The following is a 19,757-nucleotide window of genomic DNA, read 5'->3' on the forward strand; positions in this document are numbered from 1 at the left end:
GCGTCTGGCACGATCCACCCTGTGGTGGTGACGCGACGCGGGCGCACGGTGACGGCACTGGTGACGGCCGTGCTCGCCTGCTGCGCGCTGCTGACCGGCTGCGGGACGGACTTCGACGGGCTCCCCCGGCTGCGCATCGCCGCCGGCAACACCGGCGGCGTCTACGACCAGCTCGCCCAGCCACTGGCGACGGCGTGGGCGCACGACCTCGGCGTCGAACGGCCGGAGATCCAGCAGACCGGCGGTTCGCCGGAGAACGTCGACCGGCTGCTGGCGGGCAAGGCCGACGTCGCGTTCGCGGCCGCGGACGTCGCCGCGGACCGGGCCGCGAAGAGCCCGGACCGGCTCCGCACCCTCGCCCGGATCCACGACGACTACCTGCACGTCGTGGTCCGCGCCGATTCGGCGATCCGGTCGGTGGCGGACCTGCGCGGTCACCGGATCGCGGTCGGCTCCCCGGAATCCGGCGTCGCGTACATCGCCAACCGGCTGCTCGAGGTCGCCGGGCTGCGCACGGACAACGTCCAGCAGCTCGGCCTCACCGCTTCTCTCGACGCGCTAGTCCGCGGCGACATCGACGCGTTCTTCTGGTCGGGCGGCCTGCCGACCCCGGCGATCACGCAGCGGACCCAGGCGACCGGGCTCCGGCTGCTCGACATCGGCGGCCTGCTGCCCCGGATGCACGCGATCAGCGCGGTGTACGGCACCGCGACGATCCCGGCCACCACCTACCACCAGCCGGGCCCAGTGACCACCCTGGTGGTGCCGAACTTCCTGGTGGTGCCGTCGTCGATGTCGGAAGACGTCGCCAAGGCGCTCGTCCGCAGCCTGTTCGACGCCCGGTCGCAGCTGGCGCGGGCGAATTCCGCCGCGCTTTCGATCGACGTGCACCCCGGCATCGAAACCGCGCCGCTGCCCCTGCATCCCGGCGCGCTGCGGTACTACCGCGATCTCAAGCCCTGACCGGTTTCCCGTGCCGCCGCACCGAGGGACGCCTTCGGTGCGTTCAGCGCCAATGCGGTCCTCTGTGGACACAAGCCTCGATCCCCGCGGCGCACGTGGGACTCGCGGCAGCGTTCAAGCAGCGATCGGGAAGGTCATCGAGACGCGCAGGCCGCCGCCCTCGGGCAGATCCAGCTTCAGTTCGCCGTTCGACAGCGCGACGATCTCGTTCACGATCGCCAGCCCGAGCCCCGAGCCAGGGACGTTCTGGTGGGCGCTGCTGCGCCAGAACCGGTCCAGTGCCCGTTCGAGTTCGTCGGGCCGCAGGCCGGGGCCGTGGTCACGGACGGCGAGCGTGACGCGATCGCCGTCCCGGCGCACGGAAACCCGGACCTCGGTGCCGGGCGCGGTGAACTTGAGCGCGTTGTCCAGCAGCGCGTCGAGCACCACTTCGACCCCGCGCGGCGGGACGAGGACGCGGAGCGCTTCGCCCGTGCTCTCCGTTTCGAGCCGGATGTCCCGGGCGGCGGCGACCACCGACCAGTCGGCGGCCCGGTCCTCGACGGCCTCGTCCACCACCACCGGGACCAGCTCGCCGCCGGACGCCTCCGCCCTGGCCATCGACAGCAGCCCGTCCAGGATCTGGTGCAGCCGCCCGGCGTCCACGATGGCGGCCTCCAGATCGGCGGCGGCCGGTTCGTCGTCCACGTGGCCGTCGAGGTTGCCGAGCCGGATCTTCAACGCTGTCAACGGGTTCCGCAGCTGATGCGAGGCGTCGGCGACGAACGCCCGTTGCGCGGCCAGCGCCTCCGACACACTGGCGGCCATCCGGTCAAACGAGCGCCCGAGCTGCCGCAGCTCGGGCGGGCCGCCGCTCTCCCCGGCCGGCGCGGCGTCGCGGCCGCTGACCACGGCGGCGACCAGTTCGCCGGTCGCCTCGTCCAGCCGGTGCACCGGGCGCAGGATCCAGCGCACGACCGGGATCGCGACCAGCAGGGCCAGTCCGAACGCGAGCGTGCCACCCGCGACGAGCAGCAGCCACAGCCAGACGACCTTGGTGCGGGCGCGATCGGTGGACGACACCGTGACGACGGCCCCGCGCACCTCGCCGTCGATGAGGATCGGCTCGGAAAGCACCAGCGGCGCGGCCTTCCACGGGGTCAGCAGGTCGCCGAGCTCGGCCCGCCGCCCGGCGAGCGCGTCGTGCACCGGGCCCGAGACGGCGCCGGAGTCGGCCGGACGGCCACCGAGCGAACTGACGACGATCTGACCGTCCTGGTTGAACACCAGCACCTGGACGCCGTAGACCTCGGTGTAGCGCCGCAGCTGCGGTTCGAGCTGGTCGGGCCGGTTCTCCAGCAGCGGCCGCTGCGCGAGCGAGGCGAACCGGGAGGTGTCGGTCAGCCGGTCGAGGAACAGCTCCTGCTGCACACTGCCCGCGCTGCTCAGCGCCAGCGGGATGCCGAGTCCGAACACGAGCAGCGCGACGAGCGTCAGCACGATGCCCTGCAGCCGGACCCGCATCCGCTCAGCCCCGTCCCGTGCCGAGCCGGTAACCGACGCCGCGGACGGTCTCGATCAGCGCGGGCCTGCCGAGCTTGGTGCGCAGGGTCGCGACGTGGACGTCGAGGGAGCGGCTCTCCGCGGGACCGCGGTGCCCCCACACCTCGGTCAGCACGTGCTCGCGCGAGCACACCGCCCCGCGCGCCCCGACCACCAGCGCGAGGACCTGGAACTCCTTGCGGGACAAGGCGACCGGCTCCCCCGCCACCAGCACCTCGTGCCGGGCGAGGTCGACGCTGACGTCGCCGAGCTCGACCACGCCGCCCGGGCCGGGCTCGCCGCGCCGTCGCCGGACCGCTTCCACGCGGGCCAGCAGCTCTTCGACGTCGTAGGGCTTGACCAGGTAGTCGTCGGCGCCGGCGCGCAGGCCCTGGATGCGGTCGTCGACCTCGCCGCGGGCGGACACCACGATCACCGCGACGTCGCTGACGGCGCGGATCTGGCGGCACAGCACCACGCCGTCGATGTCGGGCAGCCCGAGGTCGAGCAGGACGACGTCGACGTCGGCCACCCGATCGAGTACTCCCGCGCCGGAAGCGAGCCGCGTGATCGCCAGCCCGCGCCGGGTCAGTGCCGGCATGAGCGCGCCCGCGACCCGGTCGTCGTCCTCCACGAGCAGCACCCGCACCCGCCGACCTCCCTGCTACTCCGCCCGGTGGTAGCCGGAAACTCTAGGACGTGCCCGTCCCCGGGGCCCGCGCGGCCACCCGCACCGTCACGCCGCGTGACCGGCGGGCTGTGACCCCGGTAACGCGCCGCCCCGTCCCCGACTAGGCTGAGCAGCGCCGGACGCAGGAGTGCTCGCTGGGGCCACGGCAGCTATCGATACGTACTTGAAACCCTAAGTATTGCTCAAGCCGTCTTTACAAAGCGTCCGGCGGCGGTAGGTTTCCGCCAACGCGTGGTGATCCATGCCGCATTACGGGACGACGGACAACTCTGGAGGCCAGATGACCACGGAGGTGGCGACGCCGATGATCAAGGCGGCCGCCGTGAACAAGTACTTCGGCGACCTGCACGTGCTCCGGGAGATCAATCTCGAGGTTCCGCGCGGCCAGGTCGTCGTCGTGCTCGGGCCGTCCGGGTCGGGCAAGTCGACACTGTGCCGGGCGATCAACCGGCTGGAGCCGATCAACTCCGGCGAGATCGCCGTCGACGGCGTGCCGCTGCCCGCCGAGGGCAAGGCGCTGGCCGCGCTGCGCGCCGACGTCGGCATGGTCTTCCAGTCGTTCAACCTGTTCGCGCACAAGACGATCGTCGAGAACGTCATGCTCGCACCGGTGAAGGTCCGCAAGATCGGCGCCACCGAAGCCCGCAAGACGGCGATGGAACTGCTCGACCGCGTCGGGATCGCCAACCAGGCGGACAAGTACCCGGCGCAGCTATCCGGCGGTCAGCAGCAGCGGGTGGCGATCGCCCGCGCGCTGGCGATGCGGCCCAAGGTGATGCTGTTCGACGAGCCGACCTCGGCGCTGGACCCGGAAATGGTCCAGGAGGTGCTCGACGTGATGACCGGGCTCGCCAAGGACGGGATGACCATGCTCGTGGTCACCCACGAAATGGGCTTCGCCCGCCGCGCCGCGAACCGCGTGCTCTTCATGGCGGACGGCGAGATCGTCGAGGACACCACCCCGGACGAGTTCTTCACCAAGCCGAAGAGCGACCGGGCGAAGGACTTCCTCGGCAAGATCCTGACCCATTAGCACCCTGTCGCGGCGCGCTCGTGCCGTGTCGACCAGAGATACAGGAGAGAGTTACATGAGGATCCGCGCCCTCACGGCGGTAGCGCTCGTCGGCGGTCTTGGTCTCACCATGGCCGCGTGCGGCAAGGAAGGCACGCCCTCCTCGCCGGGTGGCTCCGCCGCGGCGCTGCCGACCTACACTGTCGCGCAGAACGTCGACGTCGCCGGCTCGCCGGTCTTCGCGAGGATCAAGGCCGCCGGCGCGCTGACCGTCGGTGCCAAGGACGACCAGCCCGGCCTCGGCAGCAAGGACGCCACCACCGGCAAGTTCGCCGGCTTCGACATCGAGATCGCGAAGCTGGTCTCCGCGGGTCTCGGCATCGACCCGGAGAAGATCACCTTCAAGACCGTGGACTCCGGTGCGCGTGAGCAGGCGATCGCCAACGGCGACGTCAACTACTACGTCGGCACGTACACGATCAGCGACAAGCGCAAGCAGCAGGTGGGCTTCGCGGGTCCATACTACCAGGCGGGCCAGGACCTGCTGGTGCGCAAGGACGACAGCTCGATCACCGGCCCGGAGACGTTGAAGGGCAAGAAGGTCTGCTCGGTCACCGGGTCGACCCCGATCCAGCGGGTCCGCGACCAGAAGCTCACCGAGCCGGGCGGCAGCATCGTCGAGTTCCAGAAGTACTCGCAGTGCGTCGAGAAGCTGCTGTCCAAGGAGGTCGACGCGGTCACCACCGACGACGCCATCCTCAAGGGCTTCGCCTCGCAGGACTCGGAGAAGCTCAAGGTCGTCGGCAAGCCGTTCTCCGAGGAGCCCTACGGCATCGGCCTGAACAAGGACGACAAGGCGCTGCGCGACAAGATCGACGACATCCTCCAGAAGGCCATCGACGACGGCACCTGGAAGAAGATCTACGACGCCACCCTGGGCAAGTCCGGCTCGACCGCGACCCCGCCCGCCATCAAGCGTTACTGATCCCGTACGCGGCCGGTGAACCTCGCACGGTTCACCGGCCGCCCCACGCCCACCGTCCACCACAACCGTCGGTCACAGCAGCGGGGAAGGCTCCATGAACGTCCTGCTCGACAACCTGGATCTTTTCGGTCCCTTCTTTCTCACCACCATCGAGCTGTTCGCGCTGGCGGCGGTCGGCAGCCTGGTCCTGGGCACCATCCTCGCCATGCTGCGGGTCAGCCCGGTGCCGGTGTTCCGGGGTATGGGCGCCACCTACGTCACGGTGGTCCGCAACACGCCGCTGACGCTCGTGTTCGCGTTCTTCGTCTTCGCCTATCCCCTGCTGGAAATCGTCAAGCTGAGCTTCTTCACCGCCGCGGTGGTGGCGCTGACGCTGTACACCTCGGCGTTCATCTGCGAGGTCGTGCGCTCGGGCATCAACACCGTCCCGGTCGGCCAGGCCGAGGCGGGCCGAGCGCTGGGACTGAAGTTCGGCCAGATCCTGGGCTCGGTGATCCTGCCTCAGGCGCTGCGCTCGGTGGTACCACCGCTGATCAGCACCCTGATCGCGCTGCTGAAGAACACCACCATCGCGGCCGGTTTCTCGGTCGCCGAAGCCGGCGCGATCCGGCAGTACCTCTCCGAGCGGGGTGAGAACCAGTTGGTCGGTCTGCTGTGGATCGCGCTCGGGTTCATCATCCTGGTCGCCGTCCTGTCCCTGATCCAGCGGAGCCTGGAGAAGCGCTGGAGCGTGGCGCGATGAGCGAAGCTTGCGAGCGAATCATGGAAATCATGCGCCAAAAGGAATCCAACACTGTCTCGCGGAGCGAGGCGATCGCATGAGTAACGTTCTGTTCGACGTCCCTGGGCCGAAGGCCAGGACACGGCACCGGCTCTACACCGTCGTCGGCGTACTGGTGATCGTGGCGCTGATCGGGTTCGTGGTGTACCGGTTCGCCGACACCGGCCAGTTCGACGGCCGCAAATGGGAGTGGCTGGAGTACACGAAGGTCCAGGAGGACCTGCTCACCGCCGTCGGCTGGACGCTGAAGGCGTTCGCGCTGGCCGCGGTCCTCGCGATCGTGTTCGGCGCGGTGTTCGCCGCCGGGCGGCTGTCCGACCACGCCTGGATCCGCGGGATCTGCACCTTCGTGGTCGAGTTCTTCCGCGCGATCCCAGCGCTGATCCTGATGTTCCTGTTCTACTACGGGCTTCCGGTGCTCGGCGTGCCGATGACGCCGTTCCTCGGTGTCGTGCTCGGCCTGACGCTGTACAACGGATCCGTGCTGGCCGAGGTCTTCCGCGCGGGCATTCAGTCCCTCCCGAAGGGACAGAGCGAAGCCGCGTACGCGCTGGGCATGCGCAAGACCCAGGTGATGTTCACCGTCCTGCTGCCGCAGGCGCTGCGCGCGATGCTGCCGACGATCATCAGCCAGCTGGTGGTGCTGCTCAAGGACACCGCGCTGGGCTTCATCATCACGTTCCAGGAACTGCTGTACTACGCGCGCTACATCGGCACCCAGGGCGAGTTCGGCCGCCCCATCGTGCCGGCGACGATCGTCGCGACCGTCATCTACGTCGCGATGTGCCTGCTGCTGACCGCGCTCGCGACGTACCTGGAGCGGCGCAACCGGCGCAGCAAGAAGCACATCGAGACGGACAACAAGGCCGAGCAGGTCGTCCTCACCAATGACGCGGGTACCGTCTGACCCTCGCGCTCTCCCGGTGCCCCGCTGCCTTCGGCAGCGGGGCACCGGTGTTTTCCACCGCCCGCACGGGCCGATCCACCACTCGCACCTGTCGCCCCGTGGATCGGATCGCTAGCGTCGAAGCTGGATCCCACGCGGGAGGAGCGGCCGGATGCCGGACCAGTACGACGTCCTCAACGCGCGTTACGAAGAGGTCAAGCGCATCCCCATCGGACTCGCCGAAACGGCCACCCTGCTCGCGGCGGTGCCCGATCCCGCTGGGAAGTCGGTGCTCGACATCGGCTGCGGGACAGGGTTCTATCCCCGGTTGTTCCGCCGGTCCGGGGCGAACCGCGTGGTCGGTGTCGACGCCTCGCGGGAGATGATCGCGCACGCGCAGCGCCTGGAAGAACGTGATCCGTTCGGGATCTCGTACGAGGTGCACGACGCGCTGACGGTGCCGGTGATCGGCGCGTTCGACATCGTCACCTCGGTCTGGCTGCTCGGCTACGCGGAGAGCGAAGCGGAGCTCGACACCATGATCACCAGGATGACCGCGAACCTGCGCCCCGACGGGACACTCGTGGCGCTGTTCCCGAATCCCGAAGCCGACTGGGAAACCCTCGCGGAGTACGCGCGGTACGGCCTGCACGTCATCGCTCACGGCGAATCGAACGGCCGGACCCGTACCACCGTGCACGTCGACACCGATCCGCCGTTCGACTTCGAATCGTTCTTCTGGCCGCCGGGCGTGGTCGAAGCCGCGCTCGTCCGGGCGGGTCTGACCGACCTGCGGCGTCAGCCGGTGACCGTGCCGCCCGCCGCCGCGGCCGAACGTGGCGAGCAGTTCTGGCGGACCGTAAGGGATATGCCGACTTTCGCCGTCTACAGCGCACACCGAGCCTGAACCGGCGGCACTGTCGTCCTCCCCGCCGCGTCACTCACGTGATCGGCGTGCTGTCAGGTGATCCGCGCGGGCTTGTCCGGCGGGATGCCGAAGGTCGCCTGCCATCCGTGGTACAGGGTCGCCGCCGCCTCGTCCAGTGCGCTGCCGGTGACGGTGGCCTGGTAGAAGACGCGTTCGGTCATCCACACCAGCGCCGACGCGACCGCGGCGGCGTCTAGTGGCCCGGCCCCGGCGGGAACTCCGGCACGCTCGGCGATGCCGCGGAGGGTGCGCCACGCCTTGTCGATCGCCGGAACCTCGTGTCCGTATCCGGCGATGGCGACGTCGATCGGGATGTGGCGCGAGCACGGCACCGTGAGGTCGCCCCCTTCGGCGTGCACGTCATCGCAGTCGCGCCGGGGTCCTTCCGCACCGACTGGGCCGGCCGCTCGATGATCCGCACCGACCGGTCCATTCCGGACTACGACGCGGTGATGAACCCCGTCCGCGAGCACCGTCTCGCCGCCGGCGGTAACCAGCTCGGCGATCCGCGGAAAGCCGCGGAAGCCGTCCTGAAGGTCATCGACGTCCCGAACCCGCCCGCCCACCTGGTGCTCGGTTCCGACGCGCCGCGCCTGATCACCAACGGTCGCGCCGCCGTCGACAAGGAGATCCAGGAGTGGGCCGAGCTGACCCGGTCCACCGACTTCCCGGACGGCGCACAGCTTCCCGGCTGACTCTCAATCCGCCGTCCTGCCCTCTCGGACGCGCAGAACGACGGAGACTGTCACGATCAGCGTCAGGGCAAGTGCGAGCGCGGTCCAGGTCGCGACGTGCAGCTGGAGCAGCCCGCCGACGAGGGCGCCGAGCAGGATCGCGCCGATGACCGTGAGCTTCCGGCCGGGCCGGGATCCCTTGCCACCGGCCACTTTCGCGTCGGCGGCGAGCGCGGTCACGGTCCGGGTGAACACCGTCGTCTGCAGATCGGCCAGCCCGATGTCCCGCGCCGCCGCGTTCTGCAGGCCCATGGCGAACCCGAGCAGCACGATGAGCACCTCGGCGGCGGGACGGCCGGCGCTGCCGAAGACCGCCGAGACCACCACGGCCAGCGTCACCGGGACTGCCTGAAGCATCGTGGCCCGCCGCAGCAGCGCCCGGCCGTGTGCCCGCCGCGAAAGCCGTCCCCCGGCGAACGCGCCGGCGAGGAACGCGGCGATCGCCGTGAGCGAGGGCAGGATCGAGTGACCGACCTGCCCCGCCGCGGCGAAGCCGAAGAACACGATGTTCCCGGTCATGTTCGCGACGAAGACGTCACCGAGGCCGAGGAAGCTGACCGCGTCGACGATGCCGCTCACCACGGTCAGGATCAGCAGCAGGACGACGAGATCACGGGGTTCGACGGGCGGTTCGTCGGCGGGGTTCGGCGCGGACACCCATGCAGTACAACATCATCCGGCGCCGATCTCCCGCCGGCCTCACCGATCCCGGCGGAAGAGCTTGTTGCCCAGCCACACGATGGGATCGTATTTGCGGTCCGCCACCCGTTCCTTCATCGGGATGAGCGCGTTGTCGGTGATGTGGATGCCCTCCGGGCACACGTCACTGCAGCATTTGGTGATGTTGCAGTAGCCGAGGCCGTGCTCCTCCTGCGCCGCGTCCCGCCGGTCGGCGACGTCCAGCGGGTGCATCTCCAGCTCCGCGATCCGCATCAGGTACCGCGGCCCGGCGAAGGCCTCCTTGTTCTCCTCGTGGTCCCGGACCACGTGGCAGGTGTTCTGGCACAGGAAGCACTCGATGCACTTGCGGAACTCCTGCGAGCGCTCGACGTCGACCTGCTTCATCCGGTACTCGCCCGGCTTCAGGTCGGCGGGCGGCGTGAAGGACGGGATCTCGCGGGCCTTGGTGTAGTTGAACGACACGTCGGTCACCAGGTCCCGGATGACCGGGAACGTCCGCATCGGCGTCACCGTGATCACCTCGTCCTCGGTGAACGTCGACATCCGTGTCATGCACAGCAGCCTCGGTTTGCCGTTGATCTCCGCCGAGCACGAACCGCATTTGCCCGCCTTGCAGTTCCAGCGCACCGCGAGATCCGACGCCTGGGTGGCCTGCAGGCGGTGGATGATGTCGAGCACGACCTCGCCCTCGTTCACCTCCACGGTGAAGTCCTGCAGTTCCCCGCCGTCCGCGTCACCACGCCAGACCCGGAAGCTCGCCTTGTAGCTCATGCGATCGCCTCGCTCCGCGAGACAGCGTCCAATCCCTTTTGGCGCATGATATCCATGATTCGCTCGCAAGCGTCGCTCATGCCTGCCTCCCGGGGTGCTCCTGGAGTTCCTCGTCGGTGTAGTACTTCCCGAGCTCGCCGAACTCGAACAGCTCCAGCAGGTCCTGGCGCAGCGGCACCTGCGGCTGCACGACGACGTCGACGTCGGGTACCACCGGGTTCTCCCCCGGTTTCGCGGAACAGACCAGGAGTTTGTTGCGCCACTGCGGATCCATGCCCGGATGGTCGTCGCGGGTGTGCCCGCCGCGGCTTTCCGTGCGCAGCAGCGCGGCCCGCGCGACGCATTCGCTGACCAGCAGCATGTTCCGCAGGTCGACGGCCAGGTGCCAGCCGGGGTTGAACTGCCGGTGCCCCTCGACGGTGACCCGGCCGATGCGCTGGCGGATCTCGGCGAGCTTGGCCAGCGCCTGCTCGATCTCCCCCGCCTTGCGGATGATCCCGACCAGGTCGTTCATCGACTGCTGCAGCTCGGTGTGCAGGCTGTACGGGTTCTCCGCCTGCCCGGAGGCGGGCGGATCGAACGGCGCCAGCGCCGTCTTCGCCGCGGCGTCCACATCGGACTGTTTCACCGCGGGCCGCGTGGTCAATCCGTCCACATAGGATGCAGCGCCGAGTCCGGCCCGGCGGCCGAACACCAGCAGGTCCGACAGCGAGTTGCCGCCGAGCCGGTTCGAACCGTGCATCCCGCCCGAGCACTCGCCCGCGGCGAACAGCCCGGGCACGCTCGCCCCCGCGGTGTCCGGGTCGACCTCGATGCCGCCCATCACGTAGTGGCAGGTCGGCCCGACCTCCATCGCCTCCTTGGTGATGTCGACGTCGGCCAGCTCCTTGAACTGGTGGTACATCGATGGCAGCCGCTTACGGATCTCCTCGGCGGGGAGCCTGCTCGCGATGTCGAGGAACACACCGCCGTGCGGGGACCCCCGGTCCGCCTTGACCTCGGAGTTGATCGCGCGGGCGACCTCGTCACGGGGCAGCAGATCCGGGGTGCGGCGGTTGTTCTCCTGATCGGTGTACCAGCGGTCGGCCTCGTCCTCGCTTTCGGCGTACTGCCCCTTGAAGACCTCGGGCACGTACTCGAACATGAACCGCTTGCCGTCGGAGTTCTTGAGGACGCCGCCGTCACCGCGCACACCCTCGGTGACGAGGATGCCCTTCACGCTCGGCGGCCAGACCATCCCGGTCGGGTGGAACTGGACGAACTCCATGTTGATCAGCTTCGCGCCCGCGCGCAGCGCCAGCGCGTGCCCGTCACCGGTGTACTCCCAGGAGTTCGACGTCACCTTGAAGGACTTGCCGATCCCGCCGGTCGCGAGCACCACGGCGGGCGCCTCGAACAGGATGAACCGGCCGCTCTCGCGCCAGTACCCGAAGGCACCCGCTATCGCGCCGTTGTCGGTCAGCAGCTCGGTGACCGTGCATTCGGCGAAGACCTTGATCCGCGCCTCGTAGTCACCGTGCTCCTTGAAGTCCTCCTGTTGCAGTGAAACGATCTTCTGCTGCATCGTGCGGATCAGCTCGAGCCCGGTGCGGTCACCTACGTGTGCCAGCCGCGGATAGGTGTGCCCGCCGAAGTTGCGCTGGCTGATCCGCCCGTCCGCGGTGCGGTCGAACAGCGCGCCGTAGGTCTCCAGCTCCCAGACCCGGTCCGGCGCCTCCTTGGCGTGCAGCTCGGCCATCCGCCAGTTGTTGAGGAACTTCCCGCCGCGCATGGTGTCGCGGAAGTGGACCTGCCAGTTGTCGTTCTCGTTGGCGTTGCCCATCGACGCCGCGCAGCCGCCCTCGGCCATCACGGTGTGCGCCTTGCCGAACAGGGACTTGCACACCACCGCGACGCTGAAACCCCGTTCCCGCGCTTCGATCACCGCGCGCAGACCGGCGCCACCGGCACCGATCACCACCACGTCGTAGCTGTGCCGTTCGACCTCGGTCATGTAAGTGAGCCACCTCGGGGGACTGGACGCCGTTGTCTTGTCTGGGGATTTTTCCGCGTCAGTTGACGAAACGCAGGTCGGCGAGCGCGCCGCTCGCCACGAGCATCACGTAGAAGTCGGTCAGCACGAGCGTGCCGAGCGTCGTCCACGCGAGTGTCATGTGGCGCGTGTTCAGCTTCGTCACCTGGGTCCACATCCAGTACCGGACCGGATGCCGGGAGAAGTGCTTCAGCCGCCCGCCGGTGACGTGTCTGCACGAATGGCAGGACAGCGTGTACGCCCACAGCAGGATCACGTTGCCGAGCAGGATGATGTTGCCGAGGCCGAAGCCGAAACCGCCGGTCTTCCCGTGGAAGGCCGTGATCGCGTCGTAGGTGTTGACCAGCGAGACGATCACCGCGACGTAGAAGAAGTAGCGGTGCACGTTCTGGATGATCAGCGGCAGCCGCGTCTCGCCGGTGTATTTGGCGTGCGGCTCCGCGACCGCGCAGGCGGGCGGGGAGAACCACACCGAGCGGTAGTAGGCCTTGCGGTAGTAGTAGCAGGTGAGCCGGAAGCCGAGCAGGAACGGCAGCACGAGGAAGCCCAGCGGGATCCAGCCCGGCAGTTCCCCGAACCAGTGGCCGAAATGGCTCGACCCCTCGACACACGACGTCGACACGCACGGCGAGTAGAAGGGCGTCAGGTAGTGGTACTCCGGCACCCAGTACGCCGTGCGCACGAACGCGCGGACCGTCGCGTAGACGATGAAGGTGGCCAGCCCCAGCACGGTGAGCAGGGGCGAGAGCCACCACCGGTCGGTGCGCAGCGTCTTGTCGGCGATCGAGGCGCGCGAGGACGAGCGGACACCGACGCCGTCACGGGCGGGGGCGCTCACCGCTGGTCGCGCTTGTAGCCACCAACGCCTTCGTCGTCGGCGCCGTGCCACAGCGCCGGATCGTAAGGCGTATCGGGAACGGGGACGCGCTCGACGGGTTTCGCCTGCGCGGGCACGGGGATCTGGGCGCCGTCGAGGTCCGCGCTGTCGATGTCGAGCCGTTCGACGTCGTTGGCCAGGCGGCGCACCGCCGAAGCGTCGCCGTAACGGGAGCGCAGCGCGCCGACGCACTGCCGCAACTGACCGATCGTTCGCCGGAGTTCGGCGAGCTCTGTGGTGGACATCGGTAGCCTCCCGGGTTCGGTGGGCCGACAGAGCCGGAGGCGATCAACTCGCCATCACCCGACTCTGCCGCGTGTTGTGCAGTGTGACAAGTAGCACACTAGCCAAACAGGACGTGATCGGGGTCACGCCAGGCTTTCTTCTGGATCGATTTTGATCCGGCGTTCACCCCGGGGTACTGTGGCCACTGTCACGACCCAGAGGCGCCAGCGCTGCCGTCCCGCGGACCACGTCCCCCACCAGTGATCCGGAGCCGGACATGAGCTCTCCCCGCCGTCCCCTCAACGACACCGTCGCCGAAGTCACCCGGCGCATCGCCGAGCGCAGCGCGACGACCCGTTCCGCCTATCTCGACCGGATGGCCGCGGCCCACCAGGAGGGGCCGGTCCGCCGCGGCCTCGCATGCAGCAACCTCGCGCACGGCTTCGCCGCGATGGACGGTGTCGACAAGGAGGCATTGCGCGCGGCGCGGGCGCCCGGTGTGGCGATCGTGTCCTCCTACAACGACATGCTGTCGGCGCACCAGCCGCTGCAGGACTACCCGGCCTGGTTGAAGAAGTCGGTGCGGCGCGCGGGCGGCGTCGCCCAGTTCGCCGGCGGTGTGCCCGCGATGTGCGACGGGATCACCCAGGGCCGTGCCGGGATGGAGCTGTCGCTGTTCAGCCGCGAGGTGATCGCGATGGCGACGGCGATCGCGCTCTCGCACGACATGTTCGACGCGGCGCTGCTGCTCGGAGTGTGCGACAAGATCGTGCCGGGCCTGCTGGCAGGCGCGTTGTCGTTCGGCCATCTCCCGGCGGTGCTCGTGCCCGCCGGGCCGATGAACTCCGGGCTGCCCAACAAGGAAAAGGCCCGCGTGCGCCAGCTCTACGCCGAGGGCCTCGCCACCCGTGAAGACCTGCTCGACGCCGAAGCCGCGTCCTACCACTCGGCGGGCACCTGCACCTTCTACGGCACCGCGAACTCGAACCAGATGGTCGTCGAGGTGATGGGCCTGCACCTGCCCGGCGCGAGCTTCGTGCAGCCGAACACGCCGCTCCGGCAAGCGCTTACCGAAGAGGCCGGACGCCGCGTCGTCGCCTTGTCGCGCGGTGCGTCCTACACGCCGATTTCCCAGGTGCTGGACGAAAAAGCGTTCGTCAACGGCCTGATCGCGCTGCTGGCCACCGGCGGTTCGACCAACCACACCCTGCACCTGGTCTCGGTGGCCGCGGCCGCGGGGATCCAGCTCACCTGGGACGATTTCTCCGAGCTGTCGGCGGTGGTACCGCTGCTGGCGCGGGTGTATCCGAACGGCAGCGCGGACATCAACCACTTCCACGCCGCGGGCGGGATCCAGTTCCTCGTCGGCACGCTGCTCGACGCCGGTCTGCTGCACGAGGACGTGCACACCGTCGCCGGGTTCGGGCTGCACCGGTACCGGCAGGAGCCGATTCTTTCCGACGGCGAACTGGTGTGGCGCGACGTGCCGACGCGCAGCCTCGACGAGGAGGTGCTGCGCCCGGTGTGGCGTCCCTTCGCGGCCGACGGCGGGCTGCGGATGGTCGAGGGCAATCTCGGGCGGGCGGTGATCAAGGTGTCCGCGGTGGCGCCCGAGCACCGGATCGTGCAGGCCCCGGCGCGGGTGTTCACCGACCAGGCGGCGTTCAAGACGGCGTTCGAAGCGGGCGAACTGGATCGTGACGTCGTCGTCGTGATCCGGCAGCAGGGGCCGCGGGCGAACGGCATGCCGGAACTGCACGGGCTCACTCCGGCGCTCGGGGTGCTGATGGATCGCGGGTACCAGGTCGCGCTGCTCACCGACGGGCGGATGTCGGGTGCCTCGGGCAAGATCCCGGCGGCGATCCAGGTGACCCCGGAAGCGGCGGCGGGCGGGCCGATCGCCCGCATCGCCGACGGCGACGTCGTCCGGCTCGACGCCCGCGCGGGAACGCTGGACGTGCTGGTGGCCGAGGACGAGTTCGCGGCGCGTGAGCTGGTCGACGCGCCGCCGTCGGAGGCGTCGTGGGTCGGCACCGGCCGTGAGCTGTTCGGTGCGCTGCGCCGCGCCGTCGGCCCCGCCGATCAGGGCGCGAGCGTGTTCGGGCCCCTCACCCCGGAGCACTTCGGCATGCCGTCGCCCGCCGGTGTCCCGTCGTAGCGTCCCGGGATCGGCGACGAGGCAAGATAGGCGGCGCGTCCCTGTCCTGGGCACGCCAGAGAACGCGAAAGTGGAGGTTGGTCACGTGACCACCGGTGCGGACCTGCTCGACCTGTCCCCCGTGATGCCCGTCGTGGTGATCGACGACGTCTCGGACGCCGTGCCCACCGCGCGGGCGCTGCTGGCGGGCGGGATCGGCGTGATCGAGCTGACCCTGCGCACCCCGGTGGCGCTCGCCGCGATCGAACGTGTCGCGGCCGAGGTGCCGGAGATCGTCATCGGCGCGGGCACGGTCACCTCGCCCGCGCAGGCGAAGGAAGCCGCCGACGCGGGCGCGAAGTTCCTCGTCACCCCGGGCACCACCGACGCGGTGCTGGAGGCAGCGTTCGCGACCGGACTGCCGTTCCTGCCCGGGGCGAGCACGGTGTCCGAGGCGATGCGCCTGGCCGAACGCGGGCTGACCGCGCTGAAGTTCTTCCCCGCGGAGGCCAGCGGCGGTGTCGCGTACCTGAAGTCGATCGCCGGCCCGCTGCCCGGACTGCGGTTCTGCCCGACCGGCGGCATCACCGTCGCGACCGCGCCGGACTATCTGGCGCTGCCGAACGTCGGCTGCATCGGCGGCTCGTGGCTCACCCCGAAGAAGTCCTTGGCGGAGAAGGACTTCGCGACGGTGGAGCAGCTCGCCGCCGAGGCGGCCACGCTGGCTCGGTAAGTAGGCCGTCACGGCTGTGCTGGGTACTTCACCTCGCTGCCGGAACGGCCTGGCAAAGCCCGCTCCAGTGCGATGCTCGGCACGCCCGGTCGCGCGCACTGACAAGTCAGGCCTAACGTGCTCCTAGCACCGAGTCTCATTCAGTTACATATTCGTGACCTTGGAGAGCTGTGCTTTGTCATGTCGTGCCTGACAGGTAATTCGTAGCCATCCGCCCTATTTCTTTGGCTGCAGGAACACCGGTTGTGACGGGTGGAACGCGTTCACCGATGCCCACCCTAAGCAGCCGCCTGGAGCCAGGTTCGAGATACGACAGGACGGCGTCGCACGCTGTCGCTGGCACGGCTTGCAGCGCCACAGCTACTTCGCGAGGTCCCCGTGGGCGTGAGGTGGTCAAAGGTCGGTCTCTGCTCCAGCAGGTCACGACAACGCCAGCCTTGCGCAGCTTGGCAAGTTAATCGGATAGCGCGGCCGAGATGACGCTCAGTCGTCGCAGACGAGCGTGAATTCGCACCGATCCATCTCGCGGAGAACAGTCAGATGAGGCGCGCGAGAGGCTGCGTCACCGGAGACATCCGCGTGGTCATCGACCGACACTTCCCTAGCATCCCTAGCAAGGCGCCGAGCACAGCCAGGCGGTGAGACAGGACGGGTGACCAGGCTGCCGGGCCTTCGGCAGGCGACCGCGCGCAGCAAGACCATGCCGAACTCGCTGAGTCGACCGACCCCGCGTGGCTGGGATGTTGACAACGAGCTTGCGCCGCTATGCCACACATGACGACGTCCAGACTCTGCGCGGTAATTCAGCCTCTGAACCAGCCAAACATGCCGCCGACGACGTAACATCACCCGCTTGAGCGACGACGTTGCGACTAGGGTGGGGCACTGACGCAAGCAAGTCAACACAGTGAACGGAGCAGTGTAATGGCCGACGAGGACTTGGATCTCGGCGAGAATGACAACTCTGATCCTAACGACTTTCCTCCGGCCGATCGCCAAATTCACACCCAAGCCTACGATCTCTCCATTAGCACCCTAAAGGAGCAATGGGACGACAAGACGCTGGTTATTCCTGAGTTTCAACGGGAATATGTTTGGGACAACGCCAAAGCCAGCAGATTAATCGAATCATTATTGCTGAACATACCGATTCCCGTCCTATTCTTCGCAGAAACCGAAGATGCTACATACCAAATCGTAGATGGACATCAGCGGGTATACACAGTAGTCAGGTATCTGGACAATCAGTTCCCTTTGAGTGGCTTGAAAATACAAGATGAATTCAAAGGGCTACGTTTCCACCAGCTGCCAGTTCGGGAGCAAAGATTTCTCCGAACGCGAATGATGCGAGCGACTATCATCGGCGTCGACTCGTCTTCGGCAATGAAGTTTGAAGTCTTCGAACGCCTGAACACCGGGGGACTAGCGCTCAATGCCCAGGAAATTCGACACGGCCTAAACTTAGGCAAGTTTGGCAACCTGCTAACCGAACTGGAGACGGATCCGTCCTTTCGCAAGTGCCTTCACACACCAAGAGCGCGAAAGCGTATGGTTGATCAGGAGTTGATCTTACGGTTCTTTGCGCTTCGAGATCGCCTCCCCCAATACAGGACACCGTTGGTGCGCTTCCTAAACGAGTACATGAAGGATAATCGCGAGCCGGTTGACGAATGGATCTCGGCGCAACGAAAGATATTTAAAGAGACGATGGAAGTTATTGCCGACATCTTGGGCCCAACAGCATTTCGCGTTACCGATAAGCGAGGTAAACCTGTTGAACGAGTAATCAACCGCGCCGTCTTTGAGGCTCAATCACTAGTCTTTTCTGTCTGCGACAAGCGGGCGGCCCACGAGAATTCTGTCGGTGTCCGAGAAAGCTTGGGGTCATTGTTCTTAGATGCTGGATTTGGTGAAAAAATTCGGCGATCAACTGGAGATCGCGCCAAGACATATGGTCGAATCAAAGATGTAGCCGATGCCTTCAGAGGAGCCGGAGTTAATGTCAACCTCGGCGCCTTGGGTGAGGTGCCCTACCCCTCAAAGCGCGGGTAGAGGAACCGCCATGCCGTCCAATGCTCTACATGGTCTCTTGATTGGGCTTGAAGAGATAAAGGCGTTACAGAGAGCGAATCCATCCCCGCAAGAGGGAAGCGGGCTCCGGAGACCCGAGATTGTCCGAGCGATCGGCAGATCTGAGGTAGTTCTCTTATCGAGTCATTTTGAACGCTACATATACGACCTATACGAGGAGGCTGTCGACTACTTATGCTGCTCAAACGCCAGAGCTACGACCCTGCCTGAAAAACTAAAGCTTCAACACGCACGGCAGGCCATGGACGATATCGCCGCAATGAACTGGGAGAGACGTGCTGCGTCGTTGGCCCAGTACAGCAAGGAAGAAAGTTGGCTCTGGGACGAGAAGGCACCTATTGGAAAGCTGGACGCGGGGCGCCTCCTTGTCTGGATGAAGACTCCAAATGTGAAATCCCTGCGACGAGCATTTCAAATTTGGGATATCGATGACATCTTTTCGGCGATCACGCGAAGTTCCGTCCATCGCGGTCGCCTAATCCTGCGAATCGATGAACTAGTGAGCAAGAGAAACAACATTGCCCATGGGGATTTCTCAGCTGAGGCCACATACTTGGATATTGCTCAGTACCGTGCAGCTGTCCGAAAATTCTGCACTCGAGCAGATCGCGCACTCGCCCGTCAACTACATAAATTTACAAAATCTGTTCCGTGGTAGAGTCGAGAAAAAGTTCCAAAAGCAGGGAACATGCACCTACCCGTACCCTATCTCGCTAACATGTTCGCTACTATCCGGCTCCTTCCCCGAACTACAGATCGAGCGCTTCCATGCTAATTGGCCGCCCTTCGTTTCCTCGCGGAGAACCACACCAACCCGGCCGATAGCCTTCCGACTGTCGGTTCATTGCGAATAAAACTTACGCCCACCCGTCCTCAGTCCCCGCAACAACCGTCCTTACGAATCCAGTACGATTTCGTAGTCACGCTCCGGCTTGGGCCAATGTTCCGTGTAATGTTTATGTCAGCGAGGCTCTGTCAGCAAATGCGAAATCACCAAGGCATCGTTGAGAACACGGCCGATTCGCCGGCACCGGGCCTGATGGCCGCGAGGCAGCCACCTCCATCTCAGCCCCGCCCGAAGGTTGCGAAGTGGCCGGTCAGTCCGGGACGGCGTCGTCGAGCATGCTCGTCTCCGCGCCGTACTCGCGGAGCTCGTCCCGGATCACCGTGTACGCCAGCCCCTGCGGGTATCCCTTGCGGGCGAGGAACCCGAGGAGCCTGCGGATCGCGGTCTGCTCGTCGACGTTGCCCAGTGAGCCGAGCCGTTTGCGGACCAGCTCCCGTGCGCGTTCCTCCTCGCTTTCCCTGTCGACTCCCTCCGCCGCCTGCGCGGCGATCTCGCCGTCGACGCCCTTGCGCCGGAGTTCGGCCATCAGCGCGGTGCGGGACAGGCCCTGGTTCGCGTGCCGGTTCTTCACCCACGACTCGGCGAATTCGGCGTCGTTGACCAGCCCCGCCCGATCGAGCTTGCCGAGCAGGGTCTCACTGGTCTCCTCGTCGAACCCCTTGCGCTTCAACGCCTGCCGGAGTTCCTCCTGGGTCCGGGGACGGGCGGCCAGGAGATCGAAACAGATCTCCTTGGCCTTCTTCCGCCGCTCCTCAGGCGCCAGCTCCATAGGATCCACTTTGGACACCCGACCCACGCGAAACTCCCACTCCTGCCACTACGAACCAACCTCACGAACCCGGTGACCCACCACCAAACCCGG

Annotated in this window: 20 protein-coding genes; 11 read left to right on the forward strand and 9 right to left on the reverse strand. The window is 67.1% G+C overall.

What is annotated here, in order from left to right; translation table 11 throughout:
• The first annotated feature begins 27 nt into the window (after positions 1–27).
• Positions 28–963 carry a TAXI family TRAP transporter solute-binding subunit gene (locus ACFW0G_RS18115; RefSeq protein WP_378326456.1) on the forward strand — a complete coding sequence of 312 codons (936 nt, stop codon included), beginning with the start codon at positions 28–30 and terminating at the stop codon, positions 961–963.
• A gap of 114 nt (positions 964–1,077) precedes the next feature.
• Here ACFW0G_RS18115 and ACFW0G_RS18120 read toward each other — a convergent pair whose 3' ends face one another.
• Positions 1,078–2,466 (reverse strand): sensor histidine kinase, encoded by a 1,389-nt coding sequence (locus ACFW0G_RS18120; RefSeq protein ID WP_378326457.1) that lies wholly within the window; start codon positions 2,464–2,466, stop codon positions 1,078–1,080.
• 4 nt (positions 2,467–2,470) lie between these two features.
• A complete protein-coding gene (locus tag ACFW0G_RS18125; protein WP_378326458.1) occupies positions 2,471–3,133 on the reverse strand; it encodes a response regulator transcription factor in 663 nt (220 codons plus the stop codon).
• 346 nt (positions 3,134–3,479) lie between these two features.
• Between ACFW0G_RS18125 and ACFW0G_RS18130 the strand changes: the two genes are divergently transcribed.
• The 5 genes from ACFW0G_RS18130 to ACFW0G_RS18150 all read left to right on the forward strand — a co-directional run bounded on the left by ACFW0G_RS18130 (position 3,480) and on the right by ACFW0G_RS18150 (position 7,746).
• A complete protein-coding gene (locus ACFW0G_RS18130; protein WP_378326519.1) occupies positions 3,480–4,208 on the forward strand; it encodes an amino acid ABC transporter ATP-binding protein in 729 nt (242 codons plus the stop codon).
• Between the two features lie 55 nt (positions 4,209–4,263).
• Positions 4,264–5,172 carry a transporter substrate-binding domain-containing protein gene (locus ACFW0G_RS18135; RefSeq protein ID WP_378326459.1) on the forward strand — a complete coding sequence of 303 codons (909 nt, stop codon included), beginning with the start codon at positions 4,264–4,266 and terminating at the stop codon, positions 5,170–5,172.
• Between the two features lie 94 nt (positions 5,173–5,266).
• Positions 5,267–5,914, forward strand: a complete 648-nt coding sequence (locus ACFW0G_RS18140; RefSeq protein WP_378326460.1) for an amino acid ABC transporter permease — start codon at positions 5,267–5,269, stop codon at positions 5,912–5,914.
• Positions 5,915–5,990: 76 nt separating this feature from the next.
• The gene (locus ACFW0G_RS18145; RefSeq protein ID WP_378326461.1) at positions 5,991–6,860 is read left to right on the forward strand and encodes an amino acid ABC transporter permease; all 870 of its coding nucleotides are present in this window, start codon (positions 5,991–5,993) and stop codon (positions 6,858–6,860) included.
• Positions 6,861–7,011: 151 nt separating this feature from the next.
• Entirely contained in the window at positions 7,012–7,746 is a 735-nt protein-coding gene (locus ACFW0G_RS18150) for a class I SAM-dependent methyltransferase (protein WP_378326462.1), read from the forward strand.
• Between the two features lie 53 nt (positions 7,747–7,799).
• Here ACFW0G_RS18150 and ACFW0G_RS18155 read toward each other — a convergent pair whose 3' ends face one another.
• A complete protein-coding gene (locus tag ACFW0G_RS18155; protein WP_378326463.1) occupies positions 7,800–8,126 on the reverse strand; it encodes a hypothetical protein in 327 nt (108 codons plus the stop codon).
• Between ACFW0G_RS18155 and ACFW0G_RS18160 the strand changes: the two genes are divergently transcribed.
• Positions 8,121–8,462 (forward strand): hypothetical protein, encoded by a 342-nt coding sequence (locus ACFW0G_RS18160; RefSeq protein ID WP_378326464.1) that lies wholly within the window; start codon positions 8,121–8,123, stop codon positions 8,460–8,462. The two genes, ACFW0G_RS18155 and ACFW0G_RS18160, sit on opposite strands and share 6 nt — an antisense overlap.
• Positions 8,463–8,465: 3 nt before the next feature.
• Here ACFW0G_RS18160 and ACFW0G_RS18165 read toward each other — a convergent pair whose 3' ends face one another.
• The 5 genes from ACFW0G_RS18165 to ACFW0G_RS18185 all read right to left on the reverse strand — a co-directional run bounded on the left by ACFW0G_RS18165 (position 8,466) and on the right by ACFW0G_RS18185 (position 13,107).
• Entirely contained in the window at positions 8,466–9,158 is a 693-nt protein-coding gene (locus ACFW0G_RS18165) for a YoaK family protein (RefSeq protein WP_378326465.1), read from the reverse strand.
• Between the two features lie 42 nt (positions 9,159–9,200).
• Complete coding sequence (locus ACFW0G_RS18170) at positions 9,201–9,953, reverse strand: succinate dehydrogenase/fumarate reductase iron-sulfur subunit (protein ID WP_378326466.1); 753 nt, start codon at positions 9,951–9,953, stop codon at positions 9,201–9,203.
• A gap of 76 nt (positions 9,954–10,029) precedes the next feature.
• Positions 10,030–11,946 carry a fumarate reductase/succinate dehydrogenase flavoprotein subunit gene (locus ACFW0G_RS18175; protein ID WP_378326467.1) on the reverse strand — a complete coding sequence of 639 codons (1,917 nt, stop codon included), beginning with the start codon at positions 11,944–11,946 and terminating at the stop codon, positions 10,030–10,032.
• Positions 11,947–12,004: 58 nt separating this feature from the next.
• Positions 12,005–12,823 carry a hypothetical protein gene (locus tag ACFW0G_RS18180; RefSeq protein ID WP_378326468.1) on the reverse strand — a complete coding sequence of 273 codons (819 nt, stop codon included), beginning with the start codon at positions 12,821–12,823 and terminating at the stop codon, positions 12,005–12,007.
• A complete protein-coding gene (locus ACFW0G_RS18185) occupies positions 12,820–13,107 on the reverse strand; it encodes a hypothetical protein (RefSeq protein WP_378326469.1) in 288 nt (95 codons plus the stop codon). Before ACFW0G_RS18185 ends, ACFW0G_RS18180 begins: the two co-directional genes overlap by 4 nt.
• A gap of 257 nt (positions 13,108–13,364) precedes the next feature.
• On the opposite strand from ACFW0G_RS18185, the gene edd reads away from it, so the two are divergent.
• The 4 genes from edd (at position 13,365) to ACFW0G_RS18205 (ending at position 18,706) form a co-directional block, all read left to right on the forward strand.
• Positions 13,365–15,245, forward strand: coding sequence for a phosphogluconate dehydratase (edd, locus tag ACFW0G_RS18190; RefSeq protein WP_378326470.1), 1,881 nt, complete (start codon positions 13,365–13,367; stop codon positions 15,243–15,245).
• A gap of 85 nt (positions 15,246–15,330) precedes the next feature.
• On the forward strand, positions 15,331–15,957 hold the full coding sequence (gene eda, locus ACFW0G_RS18195; protein ID WP_378326471.1) for a bifunctional 4-hydroxy-2-oxoglutarate aldolase/2-dehydro-3-deoxy-phosphogluconate aldolase: 627 nt from the start codon (positions 15,331–15,333) through the stop codon (positions 15,955–15,957).
• Positions 15,958–16,881: 924 nt separating this feature from the next.
• Entirely contained in the window at positions 16,882–18,009 is a 1,128-nt protein-coding gene (locus ACFW0G_RS18200) for a DUF262 domain-containing protein (protein ID WP_378326472.1), read from the forward strand.
• A gap of 10 nt (positions 18,010–18,019) precedes the next feature.
• Complete coding sequence (locus ACFW0G_RS18205; protein WP_378326473.1) at positions 18,020–18,706, forward strand: MAE_28990/MAE_18760 family HEPN-like nuclease; 687 nt, start codon at positions 18,020–18,022, stop codon at positions 18,704–18,706.
• Between the two features lie 439 nt (positions 18,707–19,145).
• Here the strand turns inward: ACFW0G_RS18205 and ACFW0G_RS18210 are convergent, their stop codons facing one another.
• Positions 19,146–19,673, reverse strand: coding sequence for a regulatory protein RecX (locus tag ACFW0G_RS18210; protein ID WP_378326520.1), 528 nt, complete (start codon positions 19,671–19,673; stop codon positions 19,146–19,148).
• Between the last annotated feature and the right edge of the window lie 84 nt (positions 19,674–19,757).

It is taken from the genome of Amycolatopsis sp. NPDC058986, assembly GCF_042741125.1.
GTDB lineage: Bacteria > Actinomycetota > Actinomycetes > Mycobacteriales > Pseudonocardiaceae > Amycolatopsis.

Bases quoted from the DNA above. Each gene is read 5' to 3' on its own strand.
- ACFW0G_RS18170 (WP_378326466.1), bottom strand. From the start codon at position 9,953: ATGAGCTACAAGGCGAGCTTCCGGGTCTGGCGTGGTGACGCGGACGGC.
- ACFW0G_RS18150 (WP_378326462.1), top strand. From the start codon at position 7,012: ATGCCGGACCAGTACGACGTCCTCAACGCGCGTTACGAAGAGGTCAAG.
- edd (WP_378326470.1), top strand. From the start codon at position 13,365: ATGAGCTCTCCCCGCCGTCCCCTCAACGACACCGTCGCCGAAGTCACC.
- ACFW0G_RS18120 (WP_378326457.1), bottom strand. From the start codon at position 2,466: ATGCGGGTCCGGCTGCAGGGCATCGTGCTGACGCTCGTCGCGCTGCTC.
- ACFW0G_RS18140 (WP_378326460.1), top strand. From the start codon at position 5,267: ATGAACGTCCTGCTCGACAACCTGGATCTTTTCGGTCCCTTCTTTCTC.
- ACFW0G_RS18130 (WP_378326519.1), top strand. From the start codon at position 3,480: ATGATCAAGGCGGCCGCCGTGAACAAGTACTTCGGCGACCTGCACGTG.
- ACFW0G_RS18135 (WP_378326459.1), top strand. From the start codon at position 4,264: ATGAGGATCCGCGCCCTCACGGCGGTAGCGCTCGTCGGCGGTCTTGGT.
- ACFW0G_RS18200 (WP_378326472.1), top strand. From the start codon at position 16,882: ATGGCCGACGAGGACTTGGATCTCGGCGAGAATGACAACTCTGATCCT.
- ACFW0G_RS18205 (WP_378326473.1), top strand. From the start codon at position 18,020: ATGCCGTCCAATGCTCTACATGGTCTCTTGATTGGGCTTGAAGAGATA.
- ACFW0G_RS18185 (WP_378326469.1), bottom strand. From the start codon at position 13,107: ATGTCCACCACAGAGCTCGCCGAACTCCGGCGAACGATCGGTCAGTTG.
- ACFW0G_RS18145 (WP_378326461.1), top strand. From the start codon at position 5,991: ATGAGTAACGTTCTGTTCGACGTCCCTGGGCCGAAGGCCAGGACACGG.
- ACFW0G_RS18175 (WP_378326467.1), bottom strand. From the start codon at position 11,946: ATGACCGAGGTCGAACGGCACAGCTACGACGTGGTGGTGATCGGTGCC.